Raw genomic sequence first — 25,571 nt, forward strand, 5'->3', positions numbered from 1 at the left:
GCTCCGCCGGGAGGCCGCTCAGCCCTCCGCGTCGTCCGGCCAGACCCCGATGTGGTCCTGCTCCAGTTCGAGCGCCACCCGGTGCTCCATGCCCAGGGCCTGGGTGTACTCCGCCGGGAGCTGGAGCCGGCCCGCGCGGTCGAGCATCGCGTACTCCCGCGCCACCAGGGACTCCCGGCCCTGCTCGTCCACCTCGGTGCGGCGCAGGACCTCCGAGGAGGTGCGGCCGTCGCGGATGGCGACCGTGCGGCGCACCTCGGAGGCGACCGCCTGGTCGTGGGTGACGATCACGATGGTCGTGCCCAGCTCCTCGTTGGCGCGGCGGAAGGCCGCGAAGACCTGCTCGCCGGTGGCCGAGTCCAGCTCGCCGGTCGGCTCGTCGGCGAGGAGCACCGCCGGGTTGTTGGCGAGGGCGACCGCGATGGCCACGCGCTGCTGCTGGCCGCCGGAGAGCTGGTGCGGACGCCGGTCCCGGATCTCCGAGATGCCCAGCATGGCGAGCAGTTCCTCGGCCCGCTCCGCCCTCTGCTTCGAGCGGCCCCGCAACTGCATGGGCAGCGCCACGTTCTGGGCGGCCGTCAGATACGGCAGGAGGTTCCGGGCGGTCTGCTGCCAGACGAAGCCGACGACCTCGCGGCGGTAGCGCAGCCGCGCCTTGCCGTCCATGGCGAGCAGGTCGCAGCCGGCGACCCGGGCGGCGCCGGCCGTCGGCACGTCCAGGCCCGCCAGGATGTTCATCAGCGTGGACTTGCCGGAGCCCGAGGCGCCGACCAGGGCCATCAGCTCGCCCTCCTTCACGAGGAGGTCGAGTCCCTGGAGCGCCTGCACCTCCACGCCGTCCGTGGTGAAGATGCGGACGAGCCGGTCGCAGGCGATGAGCGCGTCATGACCGTACGAGGGCCGGTCGCGGCGGGCGGTGGCCCGCCGCTCCAGCTCCTCCAGGGTCGTGTCGGACGGGGCCGTGTCGGTCTTCGTCATCGTGCGTCTCCTGCCCTGAGTTCCTTGATCGAGCCCCTGCGCCCCGCCCACCAGGCCTGTCCGACCGCCGCGAGCCCCGTCAGGACGACGACGGCGAGCGCGGGCAGCACCAGCGACCACGGGTCGGCCCGCAGCGGGGCGCTGTCCAGCGGGGCGAAGCCGGGTGTCGTCGCGAGCGCGAGCCGGAACAGGTCGATGCCGGGGGCGAGCAGCGGCACCGTCGCCCAGCCGACCAGCATGCCGCCGAGCGCCGCGAGGACCGCCTGCGGCAGGGCCTCCAGGCCGAGGAGCCGCCGCGACTGCTTCCGGGTGAGCCCCATGGTCCGCAGCCGTGCGAGGAAGGTGTTCCGTTCGGGCGCGCTCTGCAGCAGCGAGAGCAGCACGGCCACCACGGCGAAGGCGGCGCCCGCGCCGATCGCGCCGAGGTAGATCCGTTCGGCGCCGGACTGGAGCGGCGAGTCGACGTACGTGGCGCGCTCCTCGCTCCGCAGCTCGACGGCGAGGGCGCCGGCCTTCGCCTCGCCCGACCGCGCGGTCACGGCGGCGCGCAGCGCGGCGCCGTCCACCGGTCCGGAGACGAGCAGCGTGGTGTCGGCCCGGTGGGTGAGGTCGGCCGCGTTGACGAGGAGGAAGTCCGCGTCGTCGAGGGCGGGGGTGGTGGACCGGACGGCGACCACCTTCACCTTGAAGACGCCGGCGGCGGAGACGATCTCCTGGGGGGCGCTGCCGAGGCGTTCGGCGACGGCCGGGGAGGCGATCGCGGGCAGCACGCGCCCGGTGTCCGCCACGGCGTCCTCGCCGCCGCGCCCCGTCGGGGCGAGCAGCCCGGCGGGGAAGGGACCGAAGCCGGTCCGGCCGGCGAGCCGGGTGTACGAGGCGGGGTCGACGCCCACGATCGGCGCGCTCATCGGCTGGGCGGAGGTGCCCTGGTAGGACGGCAGGGAGACCCCGTACTCGATCTGCACCGCCGCCACGTCCCGTACGCCCTTCAGCCCGCGCACCGACTCGGTGAGCCCGGCGGGCAGCGGGGTCCATTCGACGGAGCCGCCGATACGGGCGTCCGCGCCGGTCGCCAGCAGCGCCGCACGGTCGCGGGCGTCGGCGACGCCCGCGAGGACGGATCCGCCGAAGGCCGCCGTGGTCAGCGCGAGCACGAGGGCGAGCAGCGGGAGGGTGCCGGAGGAAGAGGTGCGTCCGGCGCGTGCCAGGGCCAGCGGCCCGACGACGCCGCGCAGCCGGCGGGCGGGGCGGGTCAGCCAGCGCAGCGGCAGCGGGTAGATCCGTACGAGCAGGGAGGCGGCGATGAGGCCGACGAGCACGGGCGCCGCGCTCACCAGGTGGTCGCCGGTGTCGCCGGTGCCGCGCAGCCGCAGCGAGGCGACGGCGCCCACGGCGAGGACCAGCAGGGTGAGTTCGGCGACGGTGCGGCGGCGGGAGGGCCGCGCGGTGAGCAGGTCGTCGCGTCCGCCGTGCAGGCGCGGGCGCCGGTGGGCGACGACGGCCCGTGCGGGCAGGACGAGCGTCGCGATCAGGGCGACGGCCGCGGCGGCGAGGACGGAGGGGGCGAGCGGGATGCCGCCGGATCCGCCGCCGGGCGGGCGGACGGTGAGGACCGCGAGGCCGAGGGCGAGCGCGGCGGCGGGGACGGCGACGGCCGAGGTCTCGCCGAGCAGGCGCAGGCCGATGCCGGTGAGGGAGCCGCCGCGGGAGCGGAGCAGCGCGAGTTCGCTGTCGCGGCGGGCGACGAAGAGGCCGCCGGTCATCGCCAGGACGACCGCGGCGACGGTGCCGATCCCGAAGACGGCGACGGCCGTGACCGGGTTGATCGCCTCGCGCATCGAGCGGTACGAGTCGACGATCGAGTCGAGTTCGGTGGCGAGGGCGGCGTTGCCGCCGACGGCCTTGCGGAGCTTGACGAGGTCGGGGCCGCCGGTGGCGGAGTCGAGGGCGGCGCCGAGCCGTTCGGTGTCCCGGCCGGTGAGGTGGTCGGCCGTCGGCATGAACCGGAAGAACACCTCGACGTCGTTCGTGGTGGAGAGCACGGCGGGCGCGGAGTCGGGGGACAGGAGCAGGGCGGCCTGCCAGTAGTACTTCACGTCCTCGCCGACCACCGGGGCGAGCGCGGGGGTGCCGAGCAGCGGTTCGACGGCCCAGTACGGGGAGGTGAGGGCGCGGGGCTCCACGACGCCGGTGACGGTCACGGCGACGGGTGCCGCGCCGCCCTTGTGGGGCACGTGCACGACGGAGCCGGGCTTCAGGTGCAGCGACGCGGCGGTCTTGGTGGTGACGACGGCCTCGGGGGCGTCGGCCGTGCCCGCGGCGAGGCGGCCCGCGCGGAGTGCGGCGTGCTCGGTGAGGTCGGACGGCGAGGAGAGGACGAACTCGGGGGAGATCCCGTCGGGCCGGGGCAGCCAGGGGTCCTCGCCCGTGACGCGCTTGAACGTGCGGACGCCGTGGACGCTCTGCCGCGGGTCGGTGCGGATCGGTGCGGGCAGCAGGCTCCGGGCGTCGTCGCGCTGTCCCTGGAGGACGCGGGGGGCCAGGGTGGCCGCGATGTCGTCGCCGAGGGGGACCGGGGTGGTCAGTTCGAGGACGGCGTTGCGCGGGGCGGCGTTGCGGATGTCGTGCCGCAGGCCCTCCGTCTCGTACCGGTCGACGGCGCGCGGCAGCGCGGCCGCGAGGTACGCGGTGACCAGGACGAGCAGGGCGAGCGAGGCGGCGGCCCAGGGCGCGGTCCGCAGCCGGGTCCGCACCCAGGGCGCCACCGCGCGGGCGGGCTTGTCGGACCGGGACCGGGGCATGGCGGGGGCCTTCCTGCGTACGGCGTGCATGTCGGTGCTCTCCCTGTCCTCGTCAGGGGCCGTCGGCGGCATCAGTTGTCCCCCTGGTGGCGCAGGGTCACGGCGGGGTCGGCGCGGCGCAGGGCGATCATGGCGACGATGGCCAGCGGCAGGGCGGCGACGCCGGCGAGCAGCAGGGCGACGTGGCCGAGGGGCAGTTCGACGAGGACCGGCGGGACGGGGCGGGCGGCCTGGCCGGTGAGGACGACGAGCGGGACGACGGCGCGGGCGAGGACGGTGCCGAGGCCGATGCCGACGAGCAGGCCGATGCCGATGAGGAGTCCCTGTTCGGCGGCGACCAGCCGGGCCAGCTTGCGGCGCGGCGTGCCGAGGGCCCGCAGGACGCCGAACTCGGCGGCCCGTTCCCGCATCGCGCCGGCCGAGCCGACCGCGAAGCCGACGGCGGCGAGCGCGGCGGCGGCCGCGGCGACCGCCATCAGGGCGGCGTTGGGGCCGGCGCCGAGCGGGTCGCCGAGGAGCTCGTCGGCGACCTCGTCCCGTACGAGGACCTGGGTGGGGTCGGTGTCGGCGCGGGCGCGGAGGGCGGCGGCGACCTCGTCCGTGCGGCCGGGGGCGGTGGTCAGCCACCACTCGGTGGGCGGCAGGGTCGCGAGCCCGTCGGAGTCGGCCGCCAGGAACCGGTTGACCGAGGCCAGGTCGAGGAGGACCGCGCCGCCGTCCTCGGGGGTGGTGGCGGAGGCGGCGGTGTCGGTGACGGCGCCGGGACCGGTGGTCGGCAGTTCCTCGACGACCTGGTCGACGGTGACGTCGATCTGCCGGCCGGCGATGCCGACCTGGATCAGGTCGCCGCGCTCGGCTCCGGTCGCCTGCATGAAGGTCTCGGTGGCGACGGCGGTGAGCTTGCGGGGAGCCGAGGGGGCGGGGGCGGTCAGCCGCAGGGTGAACTCCGGGATCTCCGCCGCGCCGTTCTTCGCGCCCACGAGGGGGAAGACGAAGGAGTACGGGGCGGGTCGCCCGCCCGGACCGGGGGACCCGGCGCGGGCGAGGGCGTTGCCGCCGGGGCCGTCGGACTGCTCGAAGGCGGAGGCCCAGGACCCGAGGACCCGGTCGGGCGCGTGGGCCGTGGCGGTGCCGTCGGCCCCGACGGTGTCGAGCCGCTCCACGTGCAGCGTCTCGTCGGCGTCCGCGCCGTCGGCGACCGTGCCGGTGAGTTCGAGTCCGGTGAGGGTGAGCAGGCCGCCGGTGCCGCGGCCGCCGTCGGCGTCGGGGACGGCGGTCTCGTCGGTCAGGTCGAGGGTCAGCCGGTGCGTGCGGCCGTCGGCGGGCAGCGTTCCCAGGTCGCGCCGGTACGGGACGCCGCTCGGGTCCAGCAGGACGGCGCCGACCCGGGCGTCCGGGGTGCCGGGGGGCGCGGTCGTGCGGAGGTCGGCGGAGAACGCGCGGGTGCCGGCGGGCAGCCCGAGACCGGTGTGGGCGACGGCCTTGGGGGTCAGGGGGGCGAGCAGGGCCGGGGCCGGGACGCCGGAGAGGTCGGAGCGGAGCAGCAGCCCGCCCGCGTGGCGGGTGTCGACGGCGAGGACGGTGGCGTTCTTCCCGGACACGTCCAGGGAGGTCCGGTGCACGGGCGCGACGGCCCGCACGCCCGGCACGGAGGCGAGGCGTTCGGTCTGCGTCGGCTCTCCGGGGCCCGCGCCGAGGACGCGGACGTCCGTGCCGACGCGGAAGTCGGCCTGGTCGCTCTGCGAGCGCTCCCACGAGCCGCTCTGACCGATGGCGAGCATGCCCATGGCCACGGCGAGGACGAGGAGGAGGACGGGTCCGGCGCCGCGCAGCGGCCGGCGGCTGAACTGCCAGCCGGCGAGGGCGGCGGAGAGCCCGCGGCCGCCCGCCGCGCGCCGCTCGGCCAGCTTGGCGGCGGGCGGCAGCAGACGCAGCGTCAGGACGGTCCCGGCGAGCAGGGCGAGGGCGGGAGCGGCGACGAGCACCGGGTCGACGGAGCCGCCGCCGGGCGCGTCCGCGCCGAGGGTGCCGCCCGCGGCGGCCGGACGCTGGAGCTGCCAGTAGGCGACGGCGGCGACGGCCAGGAGCCCGAGGTCGGCCCCGGCCCGCACCGGTGCCGGCAGGGACGCCGAGCGGGCCTTGCGCAGCGAGACGACGGAGCCGTCCCCGGCGGCGAGCGCGGGGGCCACGACGGCCGCCGCGCAGCACAGGGCGACGACGGCGGCGACCAGCCACACCGGGAGCGAGGGCGAGGTGTCGAGGTGCACGCCGAGCTCGGAGAGCGCGGACCGCTCGGCGAAGAGCCGGGTCAGCGGCCCGGAGAGCAGCGGGGCGGCGAGCGCGGCGGGCAGGGCGAGCAGCAGGGCCTCGGCTGCGGCGAGCCCGGCGATCCGGCGGCGGGAGCCGCCGCGGGCCCGCAGCAGGGCCGTCTCGCCGGCGCGCTCGGTGCTGAGCAGCCGGGCGACGAGCAGCAGGGCGTACGCGGCGAGCAGCACCAGCTGGACGGCGACGATCAGGAGGGTGGAGCGGGAGACGAGCAGCGCCCGCTGGGTCTGGTCGAGGACGGTCGGGAGCGCGGTCGACGCGGAGATCGTCGTGCCGAAGGCGTCCGTGGACTCGGCCAGCTTCTTCGGGGCCTCGGTCGCCGTGGCGCGCAGGGCGTCCATCCGGTCCGTGGTGAAGCCGGTGAAGTCGGCGGAGCCGAGCCAGGAGGTGTCGCCGGCGCTCAGCGCCCCGGAGGCGAGGACGGCCGGGTCGACGTGCAGCGGGCCGTACGTCGTGAACGCCACGGTCCGCACGCCGCGCCCGCCCGCCGGGTCGAGCCGCCAGTACAGGTCGGCGGTGTCGACGGGCCGGTAGACACCGGTGATCCGGGCCCGCAGCTTCCTGTTCTCCAGGCGGTCGGTGAGGTCGAGCACGGTGCCGGGGCCGACCTTGAGCCGCCGGGCGGCCTCCTCGGGCAGCGCCGCCTCGACGATGCCCCCGGCCCTGGCGGCCGAGGGCCAGGCGCCCTTGACGAGGCTGAGCTTCGCGCGGTCGAGCGCGGCGAACTGCGTCAGGTCGGGGTCGCCCTCACGGGCGGCGGGCGGCTGGAGGGTGCGGGGCAGGGCGTACGGCCCCGAGTGTTCGAGCCGCCGCACGGTCACCGGCAGCCCGTCGAAGGTCTTCCGCATGCCGTCCTCGACGGCGGCCTCGGCGCTCGCCCGCTTCGCGTCGGGCACCTGGCCGCTCACGAGCAGCGAGGCGGCGGCCGCGGACCGGCCCCGCAGTCCGGCCTGGAGCGCGGCGTCCCCGATCGCACCGGAGAAGGCGGCGAGGGTGGCCAGCACCGAGGTCGTCAGGAGCACGGCGAGCAGTGCCGCGGCCAGCAGCAGCCGGTGCGCCCTGACGCGCAGAAATACGAACCCCGTCACCCATCCCCCTGGACCCGCTGAAGTTTCCTCGGATGCTTTCAGAGGGCATGTGTCGCTGGTAACCGCTTCCCTACGGACCTTGATGCGATCGTGACCGTTATTCGGCGTTCCGTGTCCGGAACGTTTCCGTCCGTGGAGGGTCCTGGCGAGTCCTGGCGGAGGGGGAGACCGCTAGCCGGCCGTGTTCACCATGGACGCCGCCGCGTACGTCAGATAGCGCCACAGCTCGCTCTCGTGCTCGGGCGCGAGGCCGAGCGAGTCCACGGCGTCCCGCATGTGACGCAGCCAGGCGTCGTGGGCGGCCTGGTCCACGGTGAACGGGGCGTGGCGCATCCGCAGGCGGGGGTGGCCGCGGTGGTCGCTGTAGGTGCGGGGGCCGCCCCAGTACTGCATCAGGAAGAGGGCGAGGCGCTCCTCGGCCGGCCCGAGGTCCTCCTCGGGGTACATCGGGCGCAGCAGCGGGTCCGCCGCGACGCCCTCGTAGAAGCGGTGGACCAGGCGGCGGAACGTGTCCTCGCCGCCGACCTGCTCGTAGAAGGTCTGCTCCTGCACTGTTTCCCCGGGAATCTCGTTCACCGTTCCATCGTCTCAGATGCCCCGACCGAGGACCGGAGGCTTAGGACCGCTCGTACGGGCGCTCGCCCGCGGCCGTCGCGGGCGGGAGAGTGGGGGCATGGGTGCGCTGCGGGACGAGTTCGCCGAGGCCGGCGCGCGGGAGCGGCGCGCGCTCGTGCGGGAGGTCGAGGCCGACGGGCTGCTGGCCGATCCCGCCTGGCACGCGGCCTTCGCCGAGGTGCCGCGCCATCTCTTCGTCCCGTACTACTACGTCTCCGCGCCCGGCGGCTACGAGCGGCTCTGGGCCGGCGACCCCGAGCCGGGGCGGCGGCACCGCTGGCTGCGCGGGGCGTACGCGGACACGGCGATCGCCACCCGGGTACGGGACGGGGACCTGGTCTCCTCCGCCAGCCAGCCGTCCCTGATGGCGCTGATGCTCGACGCCCTGGACGTCCGCGACGGGCACGACGTCCTGGAGATCGGCGCGGGCAGCGGCTACCACGCGGCCCTGCTCTGCCACCGGCTCGGCGAGGAGCACGTCACCACCGTCGACCTGGACGAGGAGATCGCCGAGTCCGCCCGCACCCATCTCGCCGCCTGCGGGTACCGGCCCGCGGTGCTCGCCGCCGACGGCGCCCGGGGCTGCCCCGAGCACGCCCCGTACGACCGGATCGTGGCGACCTGCGAGGTGCCCTCCGTCCCGTCCTCCTGGCTCGCCCAGTGCAGGACCGGCGCCCTGGTCCTCGCCCCGCTCTCCACCGGGCTGATCCTGCTGCGGGTGCGTGACGCCGCGCACGCGGAGGGACGGTTCCTCGCGACCTCGGCGTACTTCGTGGCGCTCCGGGGCGTCGCCGCGCAGGAGCCGGGGCCGGGGGCCCCGGCGCACGGCCCGGCCGGTGACGAGCGCTTCCTCTTCCTGTGGGGGCTCGTCGGCGGGGCCCTCGACCGACGCGAAGCGCTCTCGCTCTGGCTGCGCGAGGGGCGGCCGGAGCGGGAGCGCTTCGGGGTGACGGTCAGCGGCGACCGGCAGTGGGCCTGGCTGGACGATCCCGCGGGGCCCTATGCCTGGCCCCTGCCGGGAACCGTCTGACGGGTCAGGAGACCCGGATGGTGATCGTCGTCCAGGCGCCGACGTGCACCCGGTCGCCGTCCTGGAGCTGGACGGGGACGTAGGGCTGGATCGGCTCCTCGCCGCCGTTGACCGTGGTGCCGTTGGTGGAGTTCTGGTCCACCACCGCCCACGAGCCGTCCGGCTGCTGCACGAGCACGGCGTGCTGGTGCGAGACGCCCGGATCCTCCGGCGGCACCGACAGGTCGATGTCGGGGGACTCGCCGGTGGAGTGCCGGCGGCGGCCGATGGAGATCTGGTTGCCCTGGAGCGGCACGTGCTTGTCCGGCGAGTACGCGGGCAGGTTCAGGCCCGTGGCCTCCGGACCGCTGCGCTGCATCATCGCCATGAAGTACTCGCGGTCGGGACCGATGACCGCGGTCCAGCTCAGGGGCTGCTGCGGCTGCGGAGGCGGCTGCGGCGGCTGGAACTGCTGCGGGGCCCCCTGGTGCGGAGGCGGCTGCGGCGGCTGGTGCTGCTGCGGAGGCGGCGGGGGCGCCTGGTGATGCGGCGCTTGGTGATGCGGTGCCTGGTGATGCGGTGCCTGGTGATGCGGCGCCTGATGGGGCGGACCCTGAGGCGCCTGGTGCTGCGGCGGCGCGGGCGGTCCCTGGTGCTGCGGAGGCGCCAGGGGGCCCTGGTGCTGCGGCGGCTGGTGCTGCGACGGCGGGGACAGGACCCAGTCGTCGTCCGCGCGCGGCTGCGGCGGCGCGGGCGGCGCCGGTGCCTGGGCCGGAGCCTGGAGGTACGCGGGCGGCGCCGGCGGCTGCTGCGCCGACGGGCGCTGCGGCGGGGCCTGGTGGTGCGTGGGCTCGGCGCCCAGCGGCTCGGCCGGCCGGTTCACCTGCGAGGGCCGCGAGCCCTGGTAGCCGAACGGGTCCGGCTGCTGCGGGGGCTGCTGCTGCGGCGGCGCGGGCGGCGGGGACTGGAAGCCCGGCGGCAGGTTCAGTCCGGGCGGCGGCCCGGGCTGCTGCTGCGGCGCGCCAGGCGGGGCCAGCGGCGTGTAGGAGGTGGCCGTGTTCGTGAGGAAGTTCCAGCGGCACTCCTCGCAGAACGGCGCCATGGGCTCGCGCGGCGTACGGCACTGCGGGCACAGCTCCGCCTGGGCCGTGGCGTTCGGGTCGCCGCCGGGGCCGAAGCCGCCGGGAGCCGCGGGGGCGCCGGGCGCACCCGGGCCGAAGCCGCCCGGAGCGCCCTGGGGGGCACCGGGGCCGCCCGGCGGCGGGCCCATCGGGGCCTGGCCGGGACCGGGATATCCGTACGCGGGGGGCGGCGGCGGGGGAGGCGGCGGTACGGCACCCGTCGGCGCACCCGCCCCGGCCATGCGATGGCCGCAGACCTCGCACCAGTCGTCGGAGACCGACTGGTGTCCGTTCGGGCAGGTCGGCATGTCGGTGCTTCCCCCTCTCGTCGTCCGGCCCGGTGGCCGGGCTACCTCTTGACGCGAACGGTCTTGGTGGAGCGGGTCTCGAGTGTCATCTCGTCCGCTTCCGCGACCTTCGCCTTCAAACGCACAGTACCCGTCGCCGCGTCGACGACGTCGACCACCTTCGAAAGCAGTTTCGCCGTATCCGCGTTGCCGGAGGCCGCGGCGAGCTGCACGGCGCGGCCCAGTTTGGCCGTCGCGCCGTCACGATCGCCCGATTTGCGGGCATCGAGACCCTGTTGGATGACGTCCGCCAGCTCGGCCTGGCCCGTGTAGTGCGCGACCTGCGGGTTGATCGACGTCGACATCGCGAGGTCGTCCGTCCACACCGCCCGTACCAGCCCTTGAGACAGCGGGCGCGGATCGCCGCCCGCCGGGTCCGGGGCGATCAGGGAGACCCGGGCGGCGAGCATCTCCTGGCCGACCGCCGCCCGCGGCACCCGGACGCTCACGTGGTAGTCGCGGGACTCGTCGCCCCACGAGCCGGTCGGGTAGTCGCCGGCGCGCGGCCCCGCCTCGGTGCGCCGCCCGGTGAGGTCCTCGACCGCCGGAGCCACCTGCTTCACGAACATGATCTCGACCCCCACCGGGGTCCACAGCCGCAGGGCGACGTCCGCGACGCCCTTGCCCATCGCGTTCTCCATCATCGCCGTGAAGTCGGCGGCGAGTCCGGCCGGGTCGGCCACGATGTCGGCGGTGCCGAGGAGCGCCGAGGCGATCCCGGTGACCTCCTTGACCTCCCAGTCCGTGCCGACCCCGCGCGCGTCACAGGTGAACCGGCCCGCGCAGGCGTCGAGCGCGGCCCGCAGCTCCTCGGGCGACTCGTGCTCGTTGCGGCCGTCGGTGAGCAGGATGCCGTGCCGGATGGTGAGCGCGGCGGAGGAGAGCAGCCGGTCCGCGAGGCGCAGCCAGGTGCCGATCGCGGTGCCGCCGCCCGCGGAGAGCCGGCGCAGCGCCTCCTTGGCCTCGGCGCGGGTCCGGGCGTCGGCGACGGCGAGGCCGCCGTTCCCCGGGTAGACCTCCTTGGCCACGTGCGTGCCGGCGACGAGCGCGAAGCGGGTGCCGTCGCGCAGGGTGTCGACGGCGGCGGCGGTCGCCTCGCGCGCGCCGCGCATCTTGGTCGCGGGGTAGTCCATCGAGCCGGAGCAGTCGACCATGAGGACGACGCCGGCCGCGCCCGGGTCGCCGCCCGCGGAGCCGCCGGTGGTGCCGCCCCCGGTCGAGGTGACGGTGACGATCGCGCTGACGTCCCGGCCGCCCTCCGGCAGGAACTCGTTCTGGTAGACGTCCACCGAGAACCGGGGCACGGTCGGCTTGGAGAAGTTCGCCATCTGTTTCGGCTCCTACGCGACAGACGCAACAAGGGTGAAGGGGCAGGGGGACCGGCGACCGCTCTCAGGCGGATCCTGCCCCTCGCGGGGTGACGGTGAACGGCACGAGCGCGACCGTGATGTTGTCGTGGCCTCCGCCGTCCAGGGCGTGGCCGACCAGGACCTGGGCGCTGTGCAGCGGACGGTCGGCCGCGTCGGCCGGGACGACCCGGGCCATGTCCTCGGCGCCCTCCGCGTAGTTCCACAGGCCGTCCGTGCAGACCACGACCACGCCGGAACGGTCCGGTGTGAACGCGGCGGTGTGCGGGTCCAGTTCGTACGAGTCGGCGCCGAGCCAGCCGGTGATCGCGTGGGCGCGCTCGTCGGCGTACGCCTCGGCCTCGTTCATCAGGCCCGCCGCGACCATCTGGGCGGCCCACGAGTCGTCCTCGGTGAGCCGGGCGGGCGGCGCGCTGCGGTCGTCCGGCACCCAGTAGGCGCGGCTGTCGCCGACCCAGCCGACGACGAGCAGTCCGGCGGTGGCGACGGAGCCGACGATGGTGCAGGCCGGGGCGTTGCGGTGGCGGTGCGGGTCGTGCTCCGTGCCGTCCTGACCGGGCTCCTCCGCGAGGGAGTTGACGGCCTCGGCGGCGGCGACGATCGCCTCGTGCATCGCCTGCTGCGGGTGCGTGCCCCGGGGGAGCGCGGCGAGCAGCGAGGCGCCGGCGGCCTCGGCGGCGGCGGCGGAGGCCTCGTCGGGGCGGGTCGCCGAGGAGACGCCGTCGCAGACGATCGCGAGGGTGGCGGGGGAGCCGTCGGGCAGCGTGGTCGACGAGACGGCGAACGCGTCCTCGTTGCGGTGGTGGCGCAGCCCGCGGTCGCTGACGGCGGCGACGCCGGTCACTTCCCGCTCCATGTGGTCGCGCTCGCGGGGCTGGGCGTGACCGCAGTTCTCGCAGTACCCGTCGGTGTCCACCCGCCCGGCCCGGCAGGCCACGCAGAGCGCGGGGCCGCCGGTGGCGGGAGGGGCGGCCGGTGCGGGAGCGGCGGCCGGGGCAGGAGGGGCGGCCGGGGCAGGAGGAACAGGAGCGGCGGCCGGGGCGGGACCCACGCGCACGGCGGTACGGGGATCGGGCGCGGCCAGCTCGAAGTCCCCGTCGGACGTGGGCGCGGGGACGACGGCGGCCTGGGCCGGTGTCGCGCCCACCGCCGGGGCCGGGGCCGGTGCCCCGCCCACCGCCGGGGCCGGGGCCGGTGCCCCGCCCACCGCCGGGGCCGGGGCGTCCGTGCGGACCTCCATCGTCGGGAGGTCCCGGCCGCCGGAGTCGGTGCCCGGGAGGTCACCCGGGTGCTGGGTCGCCGTCGAGAGCGAACCGGGGTCGCGCGGCGGGGCGTCCGGCCAGGCGGGGGTGCCGATCGCCACGGTCGGGCGGTCGGCGCCGGCGGCCGGGACGGCCGACAGGTCGTAGCCGCACGCCCCGCAGAACCGGTCACCCGAATCCAGCGGCTCCGCGCAGCCCGGGCAGGCGGCGAGTCCGTGCGACGGCTTCGGCTTCTGGGACATCCTCACACCCACGTCCTCGGGCGGAAGCGGTTGGCCCGCTCCACCAGTTCGATCCTCTCCTCGCCTCGCTGGGCGAGCCGGGCCAGCACCCGGTACGACCGTTCGAGGCCGAAGCGCAGTCCGCGCTCGTCCAGTTCACTGCCGAGCAGCAGCGCGCCGCCGCCCGGTGCCGCGCCGGGACTCCCGGAGAGTACCCAGTCGAGGGCCGTCCCGAGGACTTCCGTCGACAACCGCTCCCGGCGCACCGCGTCCAGACCGAAGCCCTGGAGCGCGGAGACCTGCGCGGCGGCGGCCGTCAGATCGGCGCCGAGCGGCTCGTGCGCCGGGCGCCGCCGCAGCCGTGCCCGCACGGCCGCGACCCGCGCCGCCGTGTAGTGGATCGACGCCTCGGGTACGGACTCCAGGGCCTGTACGGCTCCGATGCGGTCGCCCGCCGCGAGCCGCACCCGGGCGAGCCCGAAGGCCGCGCTGACGAAGCTGGGGTCCGTCGCCCACACCAGGCGGTAGTACTCGGCGGCGTTGTCCAGCTGGCCCAGCACCTCGGCGCAGATCCCGAGCGCCAGCTTCGGCGCGGGCTCGCCGGGGAAGGCGTCGTACACCGCGTCGAAGGCCAGCGCCGCGTGCTCGTGGTCGCCCGTCACCAGGGAGGCGACGCCCCGGCACCAGACGACCCGCCAGTCGTCCGGGTCCCGCTCCTCCAGACCGGTGAGGGTCCGAGCGGCGGCGGGCAGGTCGCGCAGCTCCAGCTGGGCCCGCAGGGTGCGCAGCCGCAGCTCGGCGGAGGGAGCGGGCGCGCCCTGGAGCGCCCCGAGGAGCTCGCCGGGGGCGGCGGCCGCGAGGCCTGCGAGGAAACCGGCGTTGGGGTCGTGCGTGTCGACGCGCGGCACGGGCAGCGCGAGCGCGGTGGCGGGCGCGTCCAGCGGTGCGAGCGCGTCCCCGAGCCCGGCCGCCCGCACACCCCCCGGGGCCGGTGGGAGTCCGGCCGCCGAGGGCGCTCCGGGCGCCGACGAGGTTCCGGCCGCCGCCGGGACCCCCGCGGTCGAGGGGCGTCCGGGCCGCTTCCGCCCGGTCCTCCGCGCGCCCAGCAGCGACACGTCCTCCGTCGGTTCGGCGAACAGCGCGGTGTCCGTGACCCGCACCTCCGTGCCGAACAGCGTCGACAGGGCCGGGCGCGGCCGTCCGGACTGGAGCGCCACGACCTCGCGGAGCACACCGGTCAGCTGCTCGGCCATCTCCTGCGCGGAGGCGAACCTGCGGGCCGGATCCGGGTCGGTCGCGCGGACCAGGAAGCGGTAGTACGACTCGTACGTCCGGAAGACCTCGATGTGCTCGGGGTCGGGCAGCGAGTCCACGAAGACGTTCGTGTAGCCCTGGAAGTCGAAGGTCATCACGGCGAGCGTGCGCGCCACCGTGTACAGGTCGCTCGCCACCGACGGGCCGACCTCGGCCACCTCGGGCGCCTGGTAGCCGACGGTGCCGTAGATCGCGGACTCGTCGTCGTCCATCCGCCGGACCGCGCCCATGTCGATGAGCTTCAGCTGGTCCTCGGACTGGATGGCGTTGTCGACCTTGAAGTCGCAGTACAGCAGGTTCCGGCTGTGCAGGTGCCCGAGCGCCTCCAGGGCCTCGATGCCGTAGGCGCAGGCCTGCTCCACCGGCAGGGGGTCGCGCCGGCCGTCGCGGGTGCGCCGGTCGTTGGCGATCTCCTTGAGCGACTTGCCGCCGACGTACTCCATGACGATGTAGCCGTCGAGGGAGCCGGTGCGCTGGTCGAGGTGCTCCACGAAGTTGTAGATGCGGACGATGTTGGAGTGCTCGATCTCGGCGAGGAAGCGGCGCTCGGAGATCGCGGCGGCCATGGCGTCCTGGTCGCCGGTGTCGAGCAGGCCCTTGAGGACCACCCACCGGTCGGAGACGGCCCGGTCCACGGCGAGGTAGATCCAGCCGAGCCCGCCGTGCGCGAGGCAGCCCGCGACCTCGTACTGGCCGTGCACGATGTCCCCGGCGCGCAGCTTCGGCACGAAGGAGTACGGGTGCCCGCACGTGGTGCAGAAGCCCTCGGTGCGGCCCGCCCGGTCGCCGCGAGAACGGCCCACCGGAGCACCGCAGTCCGAACGGGAGCAGAAACGCTTCCGCTCGGGAACCTCGGCGTTCGCCATCACCGCGCCGCGCGGGTCGGGCCGCGGCACCTCGGGGATCGTGACCAGGCCCGCGCCCAGCCGGTTCCGGGCGGACTGCCCCGTCGACGAGCCCGAGCTGCGCACCGACACCGAGCGGCCCGTGGAGGCGCCGGAGGCCCCCGAGAGCGAGCGCGAGAGCCGGCCGGAGACCGAGCGCCGGGACGACGACGAGCGGGACGAGGCACGCGAGGAGGCCCGCGAACCGCTCCGCGAGGAACCGGAGTCCGGCCCCCCGACCCCGCCCGTCCCCTTGCCGGGCACGGCCATCCCGGTCGGCGTCGAGTTCAGCATCCCCCCGGGCGCGACGACCGGCGCGAGCCCGCAGGTGTCGCAGTACAGCTCGCCGCCCCCCATGTCCTCGTACGAACCCTCGCACGAGGGACGCTGACAGCTCCCCACACCCGTCTCCCCGCTCACCACTGTCGTCCTTCCGCGTCCCCGGCGTCTCCCGCGCCCCGCGGCCCGGACAGCACGTCCGCCGCCGCCTGCTGATAGCGCAGCACCGCCTGCTCCGCGACCCGCAGATCGCAGGGCGCGCTCCACAGCATCCGGCGCGCCGCGTCGTACCGCTCGGTGAGCAGCGGGTCCTCCGCCGCGCCGAGCCGCGCCACCTTCGCCTTGTACGCGTCGAGCCGGCCGCGCAGCTCGGCCCGGACCGCGAGCGGCGCGGTGACCGCCGTCAACGACGCGCGGGCCCGCAGCAGTTCGTCCTCCGCCTCCCGCTCCAGGGACTCCAGGAGCGGGGAGAGCCGGTGCCACTGGGCGTGCCTGCGGTACTCGGCGGCCGCCGCGAGCCGCTCCTGGAGCACGATCGGCGGCCCGCTGACGGCCGGCACCTCGGAAGCGGCGATCTTCGCGAGGACCTCGCCCCGCGCCGAACGGGCCTCGGCCAGCGTCCGGTCCGCCCGCGAGAGCACGTCCCGCAGCCGCAGCAGCCGGTCCTCGGAGTCCTGCCGGACCGCGAGGACCGCCTCGATCTCGCGCCGGATCTCCTCCAGGGCCAGCGCGGCCCGGTCGTACCGCTCGGTGTCGGGACGGCCGCCGCCGGGCGCCGAACTCCCCGCGGCCGGCCGCCAGAACGCCAGCGGGTCGGTCACGACCTGGGAGCGCAGCGAGGTCAGCTCGGCCGTGATCTCCTCCAGATCGTCCCCCGCCGGATGCTCCCCGGGCCGCACGCCGACCGAGTGCGCGAGCGAACGGGTCCGGCCCAGCTCGGCGGCGAGCAGGTCTATCCGCGCGGGCAGCGCCGACCAGACGGCGTCGGCCGTGACGACCAGGTCGAGCGAGGAGGCGTACAGCTCGTTCATCCGCCGGACCAGGCCCCCCAGGCTGAACCGCTCGGTGAGCAGGGCCTCCTCGGCGGCCCCGCCCGGGACGAGCACGGCGTCGCCGCGCAGCCGGTCGGTCAGCTCCAGGAGCTCGTCCCGGCCGGGCCAGCGCCGCCGGGCGCGCAGCTCACGGGCCTCCCGCAGGGCGGCCGTGTACACGTCGAAGCAGGTCCAGAGCAGGGTGATGGTCCGCTCGGCGGCCGCCCAGCGGTCCCGCGTCGTGCCGGTCAGTTCGGCCCCTTCGAGCAGCCTGCGGCCCGCGTGGTCCTGGAGCGCGAGGAGCGAGTCCTCGACCGCCTTGTGCTCGGCGCCGAGCCGCGCCAGCGCACGGTCCACCTCGTCCCGGTCCATCACCGGCCCGGGAGGATCCGTGACGCCCATCGGTCACCTCTTCCGCTTCGTGTACAGGGTTGGTCCTTCGGGGGCGCGCCGGGCTACTTGTACAGCGGCTCGGGCGGCCCGGTGATCCCGGGCAGGTCCTTCGCCAGCCACTGCTGGTACGCCTTCTGCCAGGGGCCCTGCCGGTAGCCCACCAGCACCTGGTTGACCCGCCGGACCAGGTCGTCGTTGCCGAGCTTGGCCGCCACCCCGTAGTACTCCTCGGTGAACGGCCGGCCCTTGAGCTCCACCGCCGGGTCCTGCGCGGCCTGACCGGCGGCGAGCGCGTTGTCCGTGACGACGGCGTCGACCTCGCCCATCTGGAGCCGGGCCAGACAGTCCAGCTGGTTGGGGACGGTGAGCCGGTCCTCGTCGTCCTTGGTGCCGTCGCCCTCGTCCTTGAAGACCGCGCCGAAGGACTTCTCCTCCAGGGCGTCGTAGGCCGTGGAACCCTCGGCGGTGCAGACCCGCTTGCCGCTCAGCGAGGAGTCGTAGCCCGTGATGCTCCGGTCGAGCTTGGGCGCGAGGACCTGCTGCCCGGCCCGGAAGTACGCCGTGGAGAAGGCGACCTGTTCGATCCTCTTGCAGTTGATCGTCATGGTGCGCACGACGAGGTCGACCTTGCCGCCGTCCAGCGCGGCGATCCGCTGGTTGGTGGGGATCGCCCGGAAGATGACCGCTTCCGGGTCGCCGAGGACGTCCTTGGCGATGGCCCGGGCCAGGTCGATGTCGAAGCCCTCCAGGACGCCCTTCTCCGGGTTCCGGTAGCCCCAGCGGTAGCTGGACTGGTCGACGCCCACGATCAGCTTGCCGCGCGCCTTGATCGCCCGGATCGACGGGCCGTCCGCCGGGGAGGGCGTGAGGGAGGCCTCGGGGTGCTCGCAGGTGTCGGCCTTGATCTGGACGCCGGTGCCCACGCCGGGGCTCCCCGTCCGGGGCGCGGCCGCCACACCGCTCCCGTCCTGCGCGAGGGGCAGCAGGGTGAGCGAGGCGGTGAGCGCGCAGGCCACGGCCATGGCGGCCACCCCGCCCCAGCCGCGCAGCCGCCCGGCCACCCGCCGCACCAGCGGCTCCGCGCCGCCCGGGGTCTGCCGCACCAGCTGCTCCGCGCCGCCCGGGGTCTGCCGCACCAGCTGCTCCGCACCGCCCGGGGTCCGCCGCACCAGCTGCTCCGCGCCGCTCGGGGTCCGCCGGGCCGAGGGGTCCGCGCCGTTCGCCGTGCGCCGCACCAGCGGGTCCGTGCCCTTGTCCGGCATGCCGCCCCCTCTCACCGGTACTCCGACAGTCTGCGGTTGATGCCGAGCACGGCTCCCGCCGCGCCCAGGATCCCGAGGGCGGCCGCGCCCAGCGGCAGCCCCGTCAGCGCGTCCCTGGCGTCCCCGGCGGAGCGGGTGAACTCGCGCTGCTCGTGCGCGAGGGCCTTCTCCAGGGCGGAGTCCACCTCGTCGAAGGACCGGCCGGTGGAGCCCTGCGCGCCGACGACCCTGCCGAGGGCGCCCTCGTAGTCGCCGGCCTCGTCCTTGGCGCGGGCGTCCTTGTGGCGCTCGCGCCACTCGGCGGCGTGCGCCGAGGACTCGTCGACCGGGCCGCGCCCGGCGTCGTCGTCGGCGAGCTCGCGGGCCGCGGCGAGCGCCGTCGTCAGGGCGCCCATGCTCGCGGTGTAGTCCGCCTCGTACTTGTCGTTCTTGCCGTCCTCGGTGAGGACGGCGCCCCGGGCGACCAGGGTCAGGTTCTCGTTGGCACGGGCGGTGAGGGAGCTGATCCGGGCCGAGTTGAGGACCTGGAGGGACTCCTGCCCGTGCGCCCGCGCGCTGTTCAGCTCGGTCCGCGTCACGGTGTGGGCGGCGACCAGCCAGAGCAGGACGGCGGCGGTGGCGGCGGTGGCCGCGAGCAGCCCGTGGTTGAACACCCGGTTGGTCCGGACGTAGGTGCGGCGCTGGGCCCAGAGGAGGACGGCGAGGGTGAGCAGCCCCAGCGCGAGCGACAGGTAGGGCCAGCCGCGGGCCGCGTCGTCGTCCCGGTGCAGCCGCTCCGTCTCCGCCGCGTACAGCCGCTCGGCGGCCGGCAGCAGCGAGCTGGACATCTGCTGGTTGGCGTACCGCAGATAGGCGCCGCCGAGGGGCAGGCCCTGCCGGTTGGCGGCGCGGGCCCGCTCGATCAGGCCCGTGTAGCGCGGGAGCTGCTCGTTCAGCGTGGCGATCTCGCGGGCCGAGGCGGACGAACCGTCCGTGTTCGCCGCGGCCTTGACGAGCAGCCGGGACGCGGTGGTGATGTCCCGGGTGTACCGCGCGCGGGACTCGGCGGGCTCCAGGGTGCCCGCGAGGAACCCGCTCGCCGCGGTGGTGTCGGCGTCGGCGAGGGAGCGGTAGACGGCGGCCGCGTCGGCGCTCAGGGGCTGGCTGCGGCTGACGACGTCGTCGGCGGCGGAGGCCCGGTCGGTGACCTCCAGGGCGGTGACGGCCCCGAACGCGACGACGAGCAGCGCCAGTACGGCCCCGAGGATCTGCAGACGGCCGGGCTCGGTGGTCGCGGCCTCCCGCAGCCGCTCCCGGCCCACGGCCCAGGCGCCGCGCCCCGCGGGCGGCGGGGCGGCGGAAGCGGGCGACGGCTGCGCGGGCACCGTGCCCGGGCGCGCGGGCGCCGGCGCCGTGCCCAGCGCCGCCGAGGCGGCGGACGCGGTCGGCGGGTGTGTCACTTGACCTCCCCCTCGGTCGCTGACGTCGGCCCGTCCGGCCGGGGTCCGGCGGGACCGGTTCCGGTGGAGGACCACCCGGCCAGCAGTATGGCCTCAGGGGGCCGTCCGCACACCGGGATTGACTGGATCTTGTGCTTATCGTGCCCCATGCCTCCCGTGCGTCAGCAGGTGAACCCCCTCACCTTGAATACGTCGCCCGGCCGGAATCGGTTCCGTCCCGGCCGTCGCTCGAACAGGTGAACATGCCTGCGGGGTGCCCCGTCGCCCCGACGAGACACCCCGCACCCACCCCCACGATCAGCGCTCGTACCGCTTCCGCAGCCGTGCCGCCGCCGCGGGGCCCGCGGCCACCTCGTCCAGGGCGAGCAGCCCCGCCCCGAGGACCGGCGGCGCGGTCACGAAGCCGATCACGGCCTTCGGCGCCCGCGCCGCAAGGAGCTCACGGATCCGCTCCTCCAGCTGCGGGTGACGGGCGGCGAGCACACTCCCGCCCAGCATCACCGGCGCCTCCTCGTGGTGCAGCCCCAGCCGGCGGAGCGCGACGTACGACATGGCGACGACCTCCTCGGCGAGCCGGTGCACCAGCGACAGCGCCACCGGGTCACCCGCGGCCGCGACCGCGAACAGCACCGGCGTCAGCTCGTGCCGCCGATCCATGGTGATCCGCCCCAGGTGCAGCGCCTCGATCAGCGCGTACATCGACTCCAGGCCGAAGTGCGCGGGCAGCGCGTCCGCGAGGGCCGTCGACAGGCCACGGCCGTCCTCGGAGCGCGCCGCGCACCACAGGGCCTCGTCGGCGAGACCGCCGCCCCCGCCCCAGTCCCCGGAGATCTTCCCGATCGCGGGGAAGCGCGCGGTCCGCCCGTCCGGGGTCATTCCGACGCAGTTGATCCCCGCCCCGCACACCACGGCCACGCCCCGCGGCTCGTCGAGCCCGGCCCGCAGGATCGCGAAGGTGTCGTTGCGCACCTGCACGGAAGGGCTCCAGCCCCGGGCGAGCAGCGCCGCCTGGAGCGCGTCCTCCTCCACCGGCAGGTCGGCGTTGGCCAGGCAGGCCGCGACGTGGGCGAAGTCCAGCGGCACACCGGCCTCGGCGCCCGCCCGCCTCACGATCTCCGCGAGCCCGTCGACCGCCGTCTCCACCCCCACCACCGGCGGCTGGAACCCGCCGCCGCGCGCCGACCCCAGGACGGTGCCGTCCTGGGCGAGCACCGCGACGTCGGTCTTGCTGTTCCCCGCGTCGACCGCGAGGAGCGTGCCGTTCAGGTTCACGCCCACGCGAGGTGCTCCCGGTTGTGTGCGATCAGCCGGTCGGTGAGCCCGTCGGCGTAGGCGTACTGCCCGACCAGGGGGTGCGCGAGCAGCGCCTTGAACACCCGGTCGCGGCCGCCGCGCAGCGCCGCCTCAAGGGCCAGGTCCTCGTAGGCCGTGACGTTCGCGATCAGACCGGCGAACAGCGGGTCCACCGGCGCGACCGGCAGCGGCGTGGCGCCGCCGGAGCCGACCACGGCCTGCGTCTCGATGACGGCGTCGTCCGGCAGGAACGGCAGCGTGCCGTTGTTGTACGTGTTCACCACCTGGTACGGCGAACCGCCCCCGCCCAGCAGGGAGGCCGCCAGGTCCACCGCCGCCTCCGAGTAGAAGGCGCCGCCCCGCTTGGCGAGCAGCGCCGGCTTCTCGTCGAGCGCCGGGTCCCCGTACATCTCCAGGAGCTCCCGCTCCATCGCCGCGACCTCGGCGGCCCGCGAGGGCTTGGTGCCGAGCTCCCGGACCACCTCGTCGTGCGCGTAGAAGTACCGCAGGTAGTACGAGGGGACGACGCCGAGCCGGTCCAGGACGGGGCGCGGCAGGCGCAGGTCGTCGGCGACGGCGTCGCCGTGCTCGGCGAGCAGCCGGGGCAGCACGTCCTCGCCCTCGGGGCCCCCGATCCGCACGCCCCGCTCCCAGGTCAGGTGGTTGAGCCCGACGTGGTCGAGGTGGACGTCGGACGGGGCCACGCCGAGGAGCCCCGCGAACTTCCGCTGGAAGCCGATGGCGACGTTGCACAGGCCGACGGCCTTGTGCCCGGCCTGGAGCAGCGCGCGGGTGACGATGCCGACGGGGTTGGTGAAGTCGATGATCCAGGCGTCCGGGTTGGTGCGCCGGACCCGCTCGGCGATGTCCAGGACGACCGGGACGGTGCGCAGCGCCTTGGCGAGGCCGCCGGCGCCGGTGGTCTCCTGGCCGACGCAGCCGCACTCCAGCGGCCAGGTCTCGTCCTGTTCGCGGGCGGCCTGTCCGCCGACGCGCAGCTGGAGCAGGACGGCGTCGGCGCCCTCGACCCCGGCGTCGAGGTCGGTGGTGGTGACGATCTTCCCGTCGTGGTCCTGCCTGGCGAAGATCCGCCGGGCCAGTCCGCCGACGAGCTCCAGGCGCTCGGCGGCCGGGTCGACGAGGACGAGTTCGGTGATGGGCAGGGTGTCGCGCAGACGCGCGAATCCGTCGATCAGTTCGGGGGTGTAGGTCGAACCGCCCCCCACGACAGCGAGCTTCATTGGTGATTCAGCCCTTCACTCCGGTCAGGGTGACTCCTTCGACGAACGCCTTCTGCGCGAAGAAGAACACGAGGATCACGGGGGCCATGACCAGGACGGTCGCGGCCATGGTCAGATTCCAGTCGGTGTGGTGCGCGCCCTTGAAGGACTCCAGGCCGTAACTGAGCGTCCAGGCGCCGGGGTTCTCGGAGGCGTAGATCTGCGGCCCGAAGTAGTCGTTCCAGCAGTAGAAGAACTGGAACAGGGCGACGGCGGCGATGCCGGGCTTCGCCATCGGGAGCACGACCCGGATCAGGGTGCGGAACTCGCCGCACCCGTCGATGCGCGCGGCCTCGACGTACTCGTCGGGGATGGTCAGGAGGAACTGGCGCAGCAGGAAGATGGCGAAGGCGTCGCCGAAGGCCATCGGGATGATCAGCGGCCAGAGCGTTCCGGAGAGGTCCATCTGCTTGGCCCAGAACAGGTACATGGGGATGATCACGACCTGCGGCGGCAGCATCATCATCGCGATGACGAGCAGCAGCGACAGGTGGCGGCCGCGGAAGCGGAACTTCGCGAGCGCGTACGCCACGGGGACCGAGGACACGACGACCAGGACGGTGCCGAGTCCCGCGTACAGCAGGGAGTTCTTCCACCAGGTGAGGAACCCGGGCGTGTCGAAGACCTTGACGTAGTTCTCCCAGTGCCAGGAGTCGGGCGTCAGGTCCCGGGTCAGCGCCTGCTGGTCGCTCATCAGGGACGTCAGGAAGACGAAGACGAACGGGAGCACGAAGAACAGGGCGGCGGCGATGCCGAGCGCGTGCACGGCGATCCAGTGCAGCAGCGCCTTGCGGCGGGCCCGCCTCTCGGCGGGGCCCGTCACGGCGGGGACGGGGGCGGTCGTGGTCGTCATCGTCAGTCACCCGAGCCGATCAGGCCGCCGCGCCTGCGCATGAGCAGGGCGGTGAAGGCCATGGAGAGTGCGAAGAGCACCAGCGCCACGACGCAGGAGGCGCCGTAGTTGAACTGGCTGAAGCCGAGGCTGTAGACGAGCTGCGGCAGGGTGAGCGTGGAGTCGTCCGGGTAGCCGGGGACGAAGGTGACGCCCGAGCCGCCCATCACGCCCGAGGCGACCTTGGAGGCCACGATCGGCTGCGTGTAGTACTGCATCGCGCCGATGATCCCGGTGACGACCGCGAAGAGCACGATCGGCGAGATGTTCGGCAGGGTGATGTAGCGGAAGCGCTGCCAGGCGGACGCGCCGTCCAGCTCGGCCGCCTCGTACTGCTCCTTCGGCACGTCGAGCAGGGCGGCCATGAAGATGACCATGAGGTCGCCGACGCCCCACACGGCGAGGACGGTGAGGGCCGGCTTGGCCCAGTCCGCGTCGTTGAACCAGGAGGGGGCGGGGATGCCGACCGCCTCCAGGAGCGCGTTGACCGGTCCGGTGCCGGGGTTCAGGAGGAAGACGAAGGCGAGCGTCGCCGCCACCGGCGGGGCCAGGTACGGCAGGTAGAAGAGGGTGCGGAAGACACCGGCGCCCGTCTTGATCTTGGTGATCAGCAGGCCGATGCCGAGGCCGAAGAGCACCCGGCAGGAGACCATCACGACGGCCAGCCAGAGGGTGTTCTGCAGGGCCGGCCAGAACTGGGGGAAGTCCGAGAAGACGTACGACCAGTTGTCGAGGCCCCGCCAGGTCGGCGCGTTGAGGCCGTCGTACCGCATGAAGGAGAAGTACAGGGTGGAGACGAGCGGGTAGGCGAAGAAGAAGCCGAAGCCGATCAGCCAGGGCGACATGAACAGCGCGGTGCGCAGTGCGTTGCGCCGGCGCTTCGACCGCAGGGTGTTGCGCGCCTCCGGGGAGGAGGCGGCCGGGGCGGCCGCCTCCTTCGCGGGCAGGGTGTCCGTGCTCATGGGCGGTTTCCGGCCGTCACTTCGCCGCGGCGATGTCGCGGTCGATCTGGGCGGCCGTGTCGGCGAGGCCCTTCTTCAGGTCCGTGACCTGGCCCTTCTCGTACTGTCCGGCGAACTTCTGCAGGGTCTCCTGGTAGGCGGAGCCGTTGACGGCGCCGTCGGAGGTGGTGGACGCGGGGTGCCGGGCGATGTCCAGGAAGGTCTTGAAGCGCGCGTCGAACTTCAGGTTCGGGGACTTCAGCGCCTCCAGGGTGGAGGGGACGTTGCCGATGCCGTTGGCGAAGCCGACCACGGCGTCGGTGTCCGTGGTCATGTACTTGACCAGCTCCCAGGCCGCGTTCTGCTTCCGGCTCTGCGGGGCGATGCCCATGATCGTGCCGGAGAGGTAGCCCTTGCCGTACTCGCCGATCTCGTCGTCGGCGACGGGCAGCGGCGCGACGCCGACCTCGAAGCCCACCTTGGCGTCCTTGACGAAGTTCAGCCGCCACTCGCCGTCCAGCTGCATGGCGACCTGACCGGTCTGGAACGGGTGCTGGGCGCCCCACTCGTCGCCGAAGGTGGTGCGGTACTTGTCGAGCTTCTCGAATCCGCCCAGGGCGTCGACCAGGGACTTCTGGTAGGTGATCGCCTCGGCGAACGCCGGGTCCTTCGCGACGGTCGACTTCCCGTCCGTGCCGAAGTACCCGCCGTGCTTCCACTGCGACATGTAGTGGGAGAGGACGGTCTCGTAGCCGAGGTAGTTCGGCATGAAGCCGAGCCTCTCGTACGAGTCGCCCTTGGCCTTGGTGAGCTTCTTGGCGACCTCGGTGAACTGGGACCAGGTCTTCGGCGGGGCCTCCGGGTCGAGGCCGGCGGCCTTGAACTGGTCCTTGTTGTAGTAGAGGCCGTACGCGTCGGAGAGCAGCGGCAGGGAGCAGCGCTTGCCCTCGAACTGCGTGTACGACTGGAGGACCTTCGGGAAGATCGCGTCGAGGTCCAGCTTGTCCTTCTCGATGAACGGCTTGAGGTCGGCGAGCGCGCCCGAGGCGCAGAACTTGCCGACGTTGGCCGTCGTGAAGGAGGAGACGACGTCCGGGCCGTTCGACCCGCCCGCGCGCAGCGCCTGGCCCAGCTTGTCGTCGTTGATGCCGCCGACGACCTTCACCTTGATGTTCGGGTGGGCCTTCTCGAAGCGGGCGACGTTGTCCTCGATCGCCTTGACCTCGGCGGGCGCCGCCCAGCCGTGCCAGAAGGTGATGGTCGTCTCGGCCTTGGGGTCGTCGGCGGCCGCGTTGCCCGCGGAGCCGGTACAGGCGGAGGCGAAGAGGGCTATCGAGGCGGTGGCGGCGAGCGCGGTGGCGGCTCTGCGCGGACGAACGGGCATGACGGTGTCTCCCTGGAGGGGTTCGGGCTTCGGCGAGGGGCGAGG

General features: G+C 74.7%; 17 protein-coding genes. 1 reads left to right on the forward strand and 16 read right to left on the reverse strand.

Features of this window, described 5'->3' with window-relative positions; all coding sequences use genetic code 11:
- Window positions 1-18 precede the first annotated feature (18 nt).
- The 4 genes from ABTY59_RS05190 to ABTY59_RS05205 all read right to left on the reverse strand — a co-directional run bounded on the left by ABTY59_RS05190 (window position 19) and on the right by ABTY59_RS05205 (window position 7,768).
- Complete coding sequence (locus tag ABTY59_RS05190; RefSeq protein WP_352017538.1) at window positions 19-978, reverse strand: ABC transporter ATP-binding protein; 960 nt, start codon at window positions 976-978, stop codon at window positions 19-21.
- Entirely contained in the window at window positions 975-3,809 is a 2,835-nt protein-coding gene (locus ABTY59_RS05195; protein WP_352017539.1) for an FtsX-like permease family protein, read from the reverse strand. The genes ABTY59_RS05190 and ABTY59_RS05195 overlap by 4 nt, the downstream gene beginning before the upstream one ends.
- Window positions 3,810-3,850: 41 nt before the next feature.
- Window positions 3,851-7,192: an FtsX-like permease family protein gene (locus ABTY59_RS05200; protein ID WP_352017540.1), complete on the reverse strand. Its 3,342-nt coding sequence runs from the start codon at window positions 7,190-7,192 to the stop codon at window positions 3,851-3,853.
- Window positions 7,193-7,363: 171 nt separating this feature from the next.
- Window positions 7,364-7,768, reverse strand: coding sequence for a globin (locus ABTY59_RS05205; RefSeq protein WP_352017541.1), 405 nt, complete (start codon window positions 7,766-7,768; stop codon window positions 7,364-7,366).
- Between the two features lie 97 nt (window positions 7,769-7,865).
- On the opposite strand from ABTY59_RS05205, the gene ABTY59_RS05210 reads away from it, so the two are divergent.
- Window positions 7,866-8,837, forward strand: coding sequence for a methyltransferase domain-containing protein (locus ABTY59_RS05210; RefSeq protein WP_352017542.1), 972 nt, complete (start codon window positions 7,866-7,868; stop codon window positions 8,835-8,837).
- A 4-nt stretch (window positions 8,838-8,841) separates the two neighbouring features.
- Here ABTY59_RS05210 and ABTY59_RS05215 read toward each other — a convergent pair whose 3' ends face one another.
- The 12 genes from ABTY59_RS05215 to ABTY59_RS05270 form a co-directional block, all read right to left on the reverse strand.
- A complete protein-coding gene (locus ABTY59_RS05215) occupies window positions 8,842-10,245 on the reverse strand; it encodes an FHA domain-containing protein (RefSeq protein ID WP_352017543.1) in 1,404 nt (467 codons plus the stop codon).
- Between the two features lie 41 nt (window positions 10,246-10,286).
- On the reverse strand, window positions 10,287-11,612 hold the full coding sequence (locus ABTY59_RS05220) for a vWA domain-containing protein (RefSeq protein ID WP_352017544.1): 1,326 nt from the start codon (window positions 11,610-11,612) through the stop codon (window positions 10,287-10,289).
- A gap of 64 nt (window positions 11,613-11,676) precedes the next feature.
- Window positions 11,677-13,155 (reverse strand): PP2C family protein-serine/threonine phosphatase, encoded by a 1,479-nt coding sequence (locus ABTY59_RS05225; protein WP_352017545.1) that lies wholly within the window; start codon window positions 13,153-13,155, stop codon window positions 11,677-11,679.
- 2 nt (window positions 13,156-13,157) lie between these two features.
- The gene (locus tag ABTY59_RS05230; protein ID WP_352017917.1) at window positions 13,158-15,689 is read right to left on the reverse strand and encodes a serine/threonine-protein kinase; all 2,532 of its coding nucleotides are present in this window, start codon (window positions 15,687-15,689) and stop codon (window positions 13,158-13,160) included.
- Between the two features lie 59 nt (window positions 15,690-15,748).
- On the reverse strand, window positions 15,749-17,044 hold the full coding sequence (locus ABTY59_RS05235; RefSeq protein ID WP_352017546.1) for a coiled-coil domain-containing protein: 1,296 nt from the start codon (window positions 17,042-17,044) through the stop codon (window positions 15,749-15,751).
- Between the two features lie 53 nt (window positions 17,045-17,097).
- On the reverse strand, window positions 17,098-18,057 hold the full coding sequence (locus ABTY59_RS05240; RefSeq protein WP_502995336.1) for a glutamate ABC transporter substrate-binding protein: 960 nt from the start codon (window positions 18,055-18,057) through the stop codon (window positions 17,098-17,100).
- A gap of 251 nt (window positions 18,058-18,308) precedes the next feature.
- On the reverse strand, window positions 18,309-19,736 hold the full coding sequence (locus ABTY59_RS05245; RefSeq protein WP_352017548.1) for a GlnX family signal transduction membrane protein: 1,428 nt from the start codon (window positions 19,734-19,736) through the stop codon (window positions 18,309-18,311).
- Between the two features lie 297 nt (window positions 19,737-20,033).
- A complete protein-coding gene (locus ABTY59_RS05250; RefSeq protein WP_502995337.1) occupies window positions 20,034-21,008 on the reverse strand; it encodes an N-acetylglucosamine kinase in 975 nt (324 codons plus the stop codon).
- Entirely contained in the window at window positions 21,005-22,270 is a 1,266-nt protein-coding gene (locus ABTY59_RS05255; protein WP_352017550.1) for a 6-phospho-beta-glucosidase, read from the reverse strand. Before ABTY59_RS05255 ends, ABTY59_RS05250 begins: the two co-directional genes overlap by 4 nt.
- A 7-nt stretch (window positions 22,271-22,277) precedes the next feature.
- Window positions 22,278-23,162: a carbohydrate ABC transporter permease gene (locus ABTY59_RS05260; RefSeq protein ID WP_352017551.1), complete on the reverse strand. Its 885-nt coding sequence runs from the start codon at window positions 23,160-23,162 to the stop codon at window positions 22,278-22,280.
- A gap of 2 nt (window positions 23,163-23,164) precedes the next feature.
- The gene (locus ABTY59_RS05265) at window positions 23,165-24,046 is read right to left on the reverse strand and encodes a carbohydrate ABC transporter permease (protein WP_352017918.1); all 882 of its coding nucleotides are present in this window, start codon (window positions 24,044-24,046) and stop codon (window positions 23,165-23,167) included.
- A 133-nt stretch (window positions 24,047-24,179) separates the two neighbouring features.
- Window positions 24,180-25,526, reverse strand: coding sequence for an ABC transporter substrate-binding protein (locus ABTY59_RS05270; protein ID WP_352017552.1), 1,347 nt, complete (start codon window positions 25,524-25,526; stop codon window positions 24,180-24,182).
- Window positions 25,527-25,571: the final 45 nt, after the last annotated feature.

Origin of the sequence: Streptomyces sp. NPDC096079 (genome assembly GCF_040303145.1) — a bacterium.
Lineage (GTDB): Bacteria > Actinomycetota > Actinomycetes > Streptomycetales > Streptomycetaceae > Streptomyces.

Coding starts and splice junctions, on each gene's coding strand:
- ABTY59_RS05190 (WP_352017538.1), bottom strand. CDS start 978: ATGACGAAGACCGACACGGCCCCGTCCGACACGACCCTGGAGGAGCTG.
- ABTY59_RS05195 (WP_352017539.1), bottom strand. CDS start 3,809: ATGCACGCCGTACGCAGGAAGGCCCCCGCCATGCCCCGGTCCCGGTCC.
- ABTY59_RS05210 (WP_352017542.1), top strand. CDS start 7,866: ATGGGTGCGCTGCGGGACGAGTTCGCCGAGGCCGGCGCGCGGGAGCGG.
- ABTY59_RS05215 (WP_352017543.1), bottom strand. CDS start 10,245: ATGCCGACCTGCCCGAACGGACACCAGTCGGTCTCCGACGACTGGTGC.
- ABTY59_RS05220 (WP_352017544.1), bottom strand. CDS start 11,612: ATGGCGAACTTCTCCAAGCCGACCGTGCCCCGGTTCTCGGTGGACGTC.
- ABTY59_RS05225 (WP_352017545.1), bottom strand. CDS start 13,155: ATGTCCCAGAAGCCGAAGCCGTCGCACGGACTCGCCGCCTGCCCGGGC.
- ABTY59_RS05230 (WP_352017917.1), bottom strand. CDS start 15,689: ATGGGGGGCGGCGAGCTGTACTGCGACACCTGCGGGCTCGCGCCGGTC.
- ABTY59_RS05235 (WP_352017546.1), bottom strand. CDS start 17,044: ATGGGCGTCACGGATCCTCCCGGGCCGGTGATGGACCGGGACGAGGTG.
- ABTY59_RS05240 (WP_502995336.1), bottom strand. CDS start 18,057: ATGGCCGTGGCCTGCGCGCTCACCGCCTCGCTCACCCTGCTGCCCCTC.
- ABTY59_RS05255 (WP_352017550.1), bottom strand. CDS start 22,270: ATGAAGCTCGCTGTCGTGGGGGGCGGTTCGACCTACACCCCCGAACTG.
- ABTY59_RS05260 (WP_352017551.1), bottom strand. CDS start 23,162: ATGACGACCACGACCGCCCCCGTCCCCGCCGTGACGGGCCCCGCCGAG.
- ABTY59_RS05265 (WP_352017918.1), bottom strand. CDS start 24,046: ATGTCGCCCTGGCTGATCGGCTTCGGCTTCTTCTTCGCCTACCCGCTC.
- ABTY59_RS05270 (WP_352017552.1), bottom strand. CDS start 25,526: ATGCCCGTTCGTCCGCGCAGAGCCGCCACCGCGCTCGCCGCCACCGCC.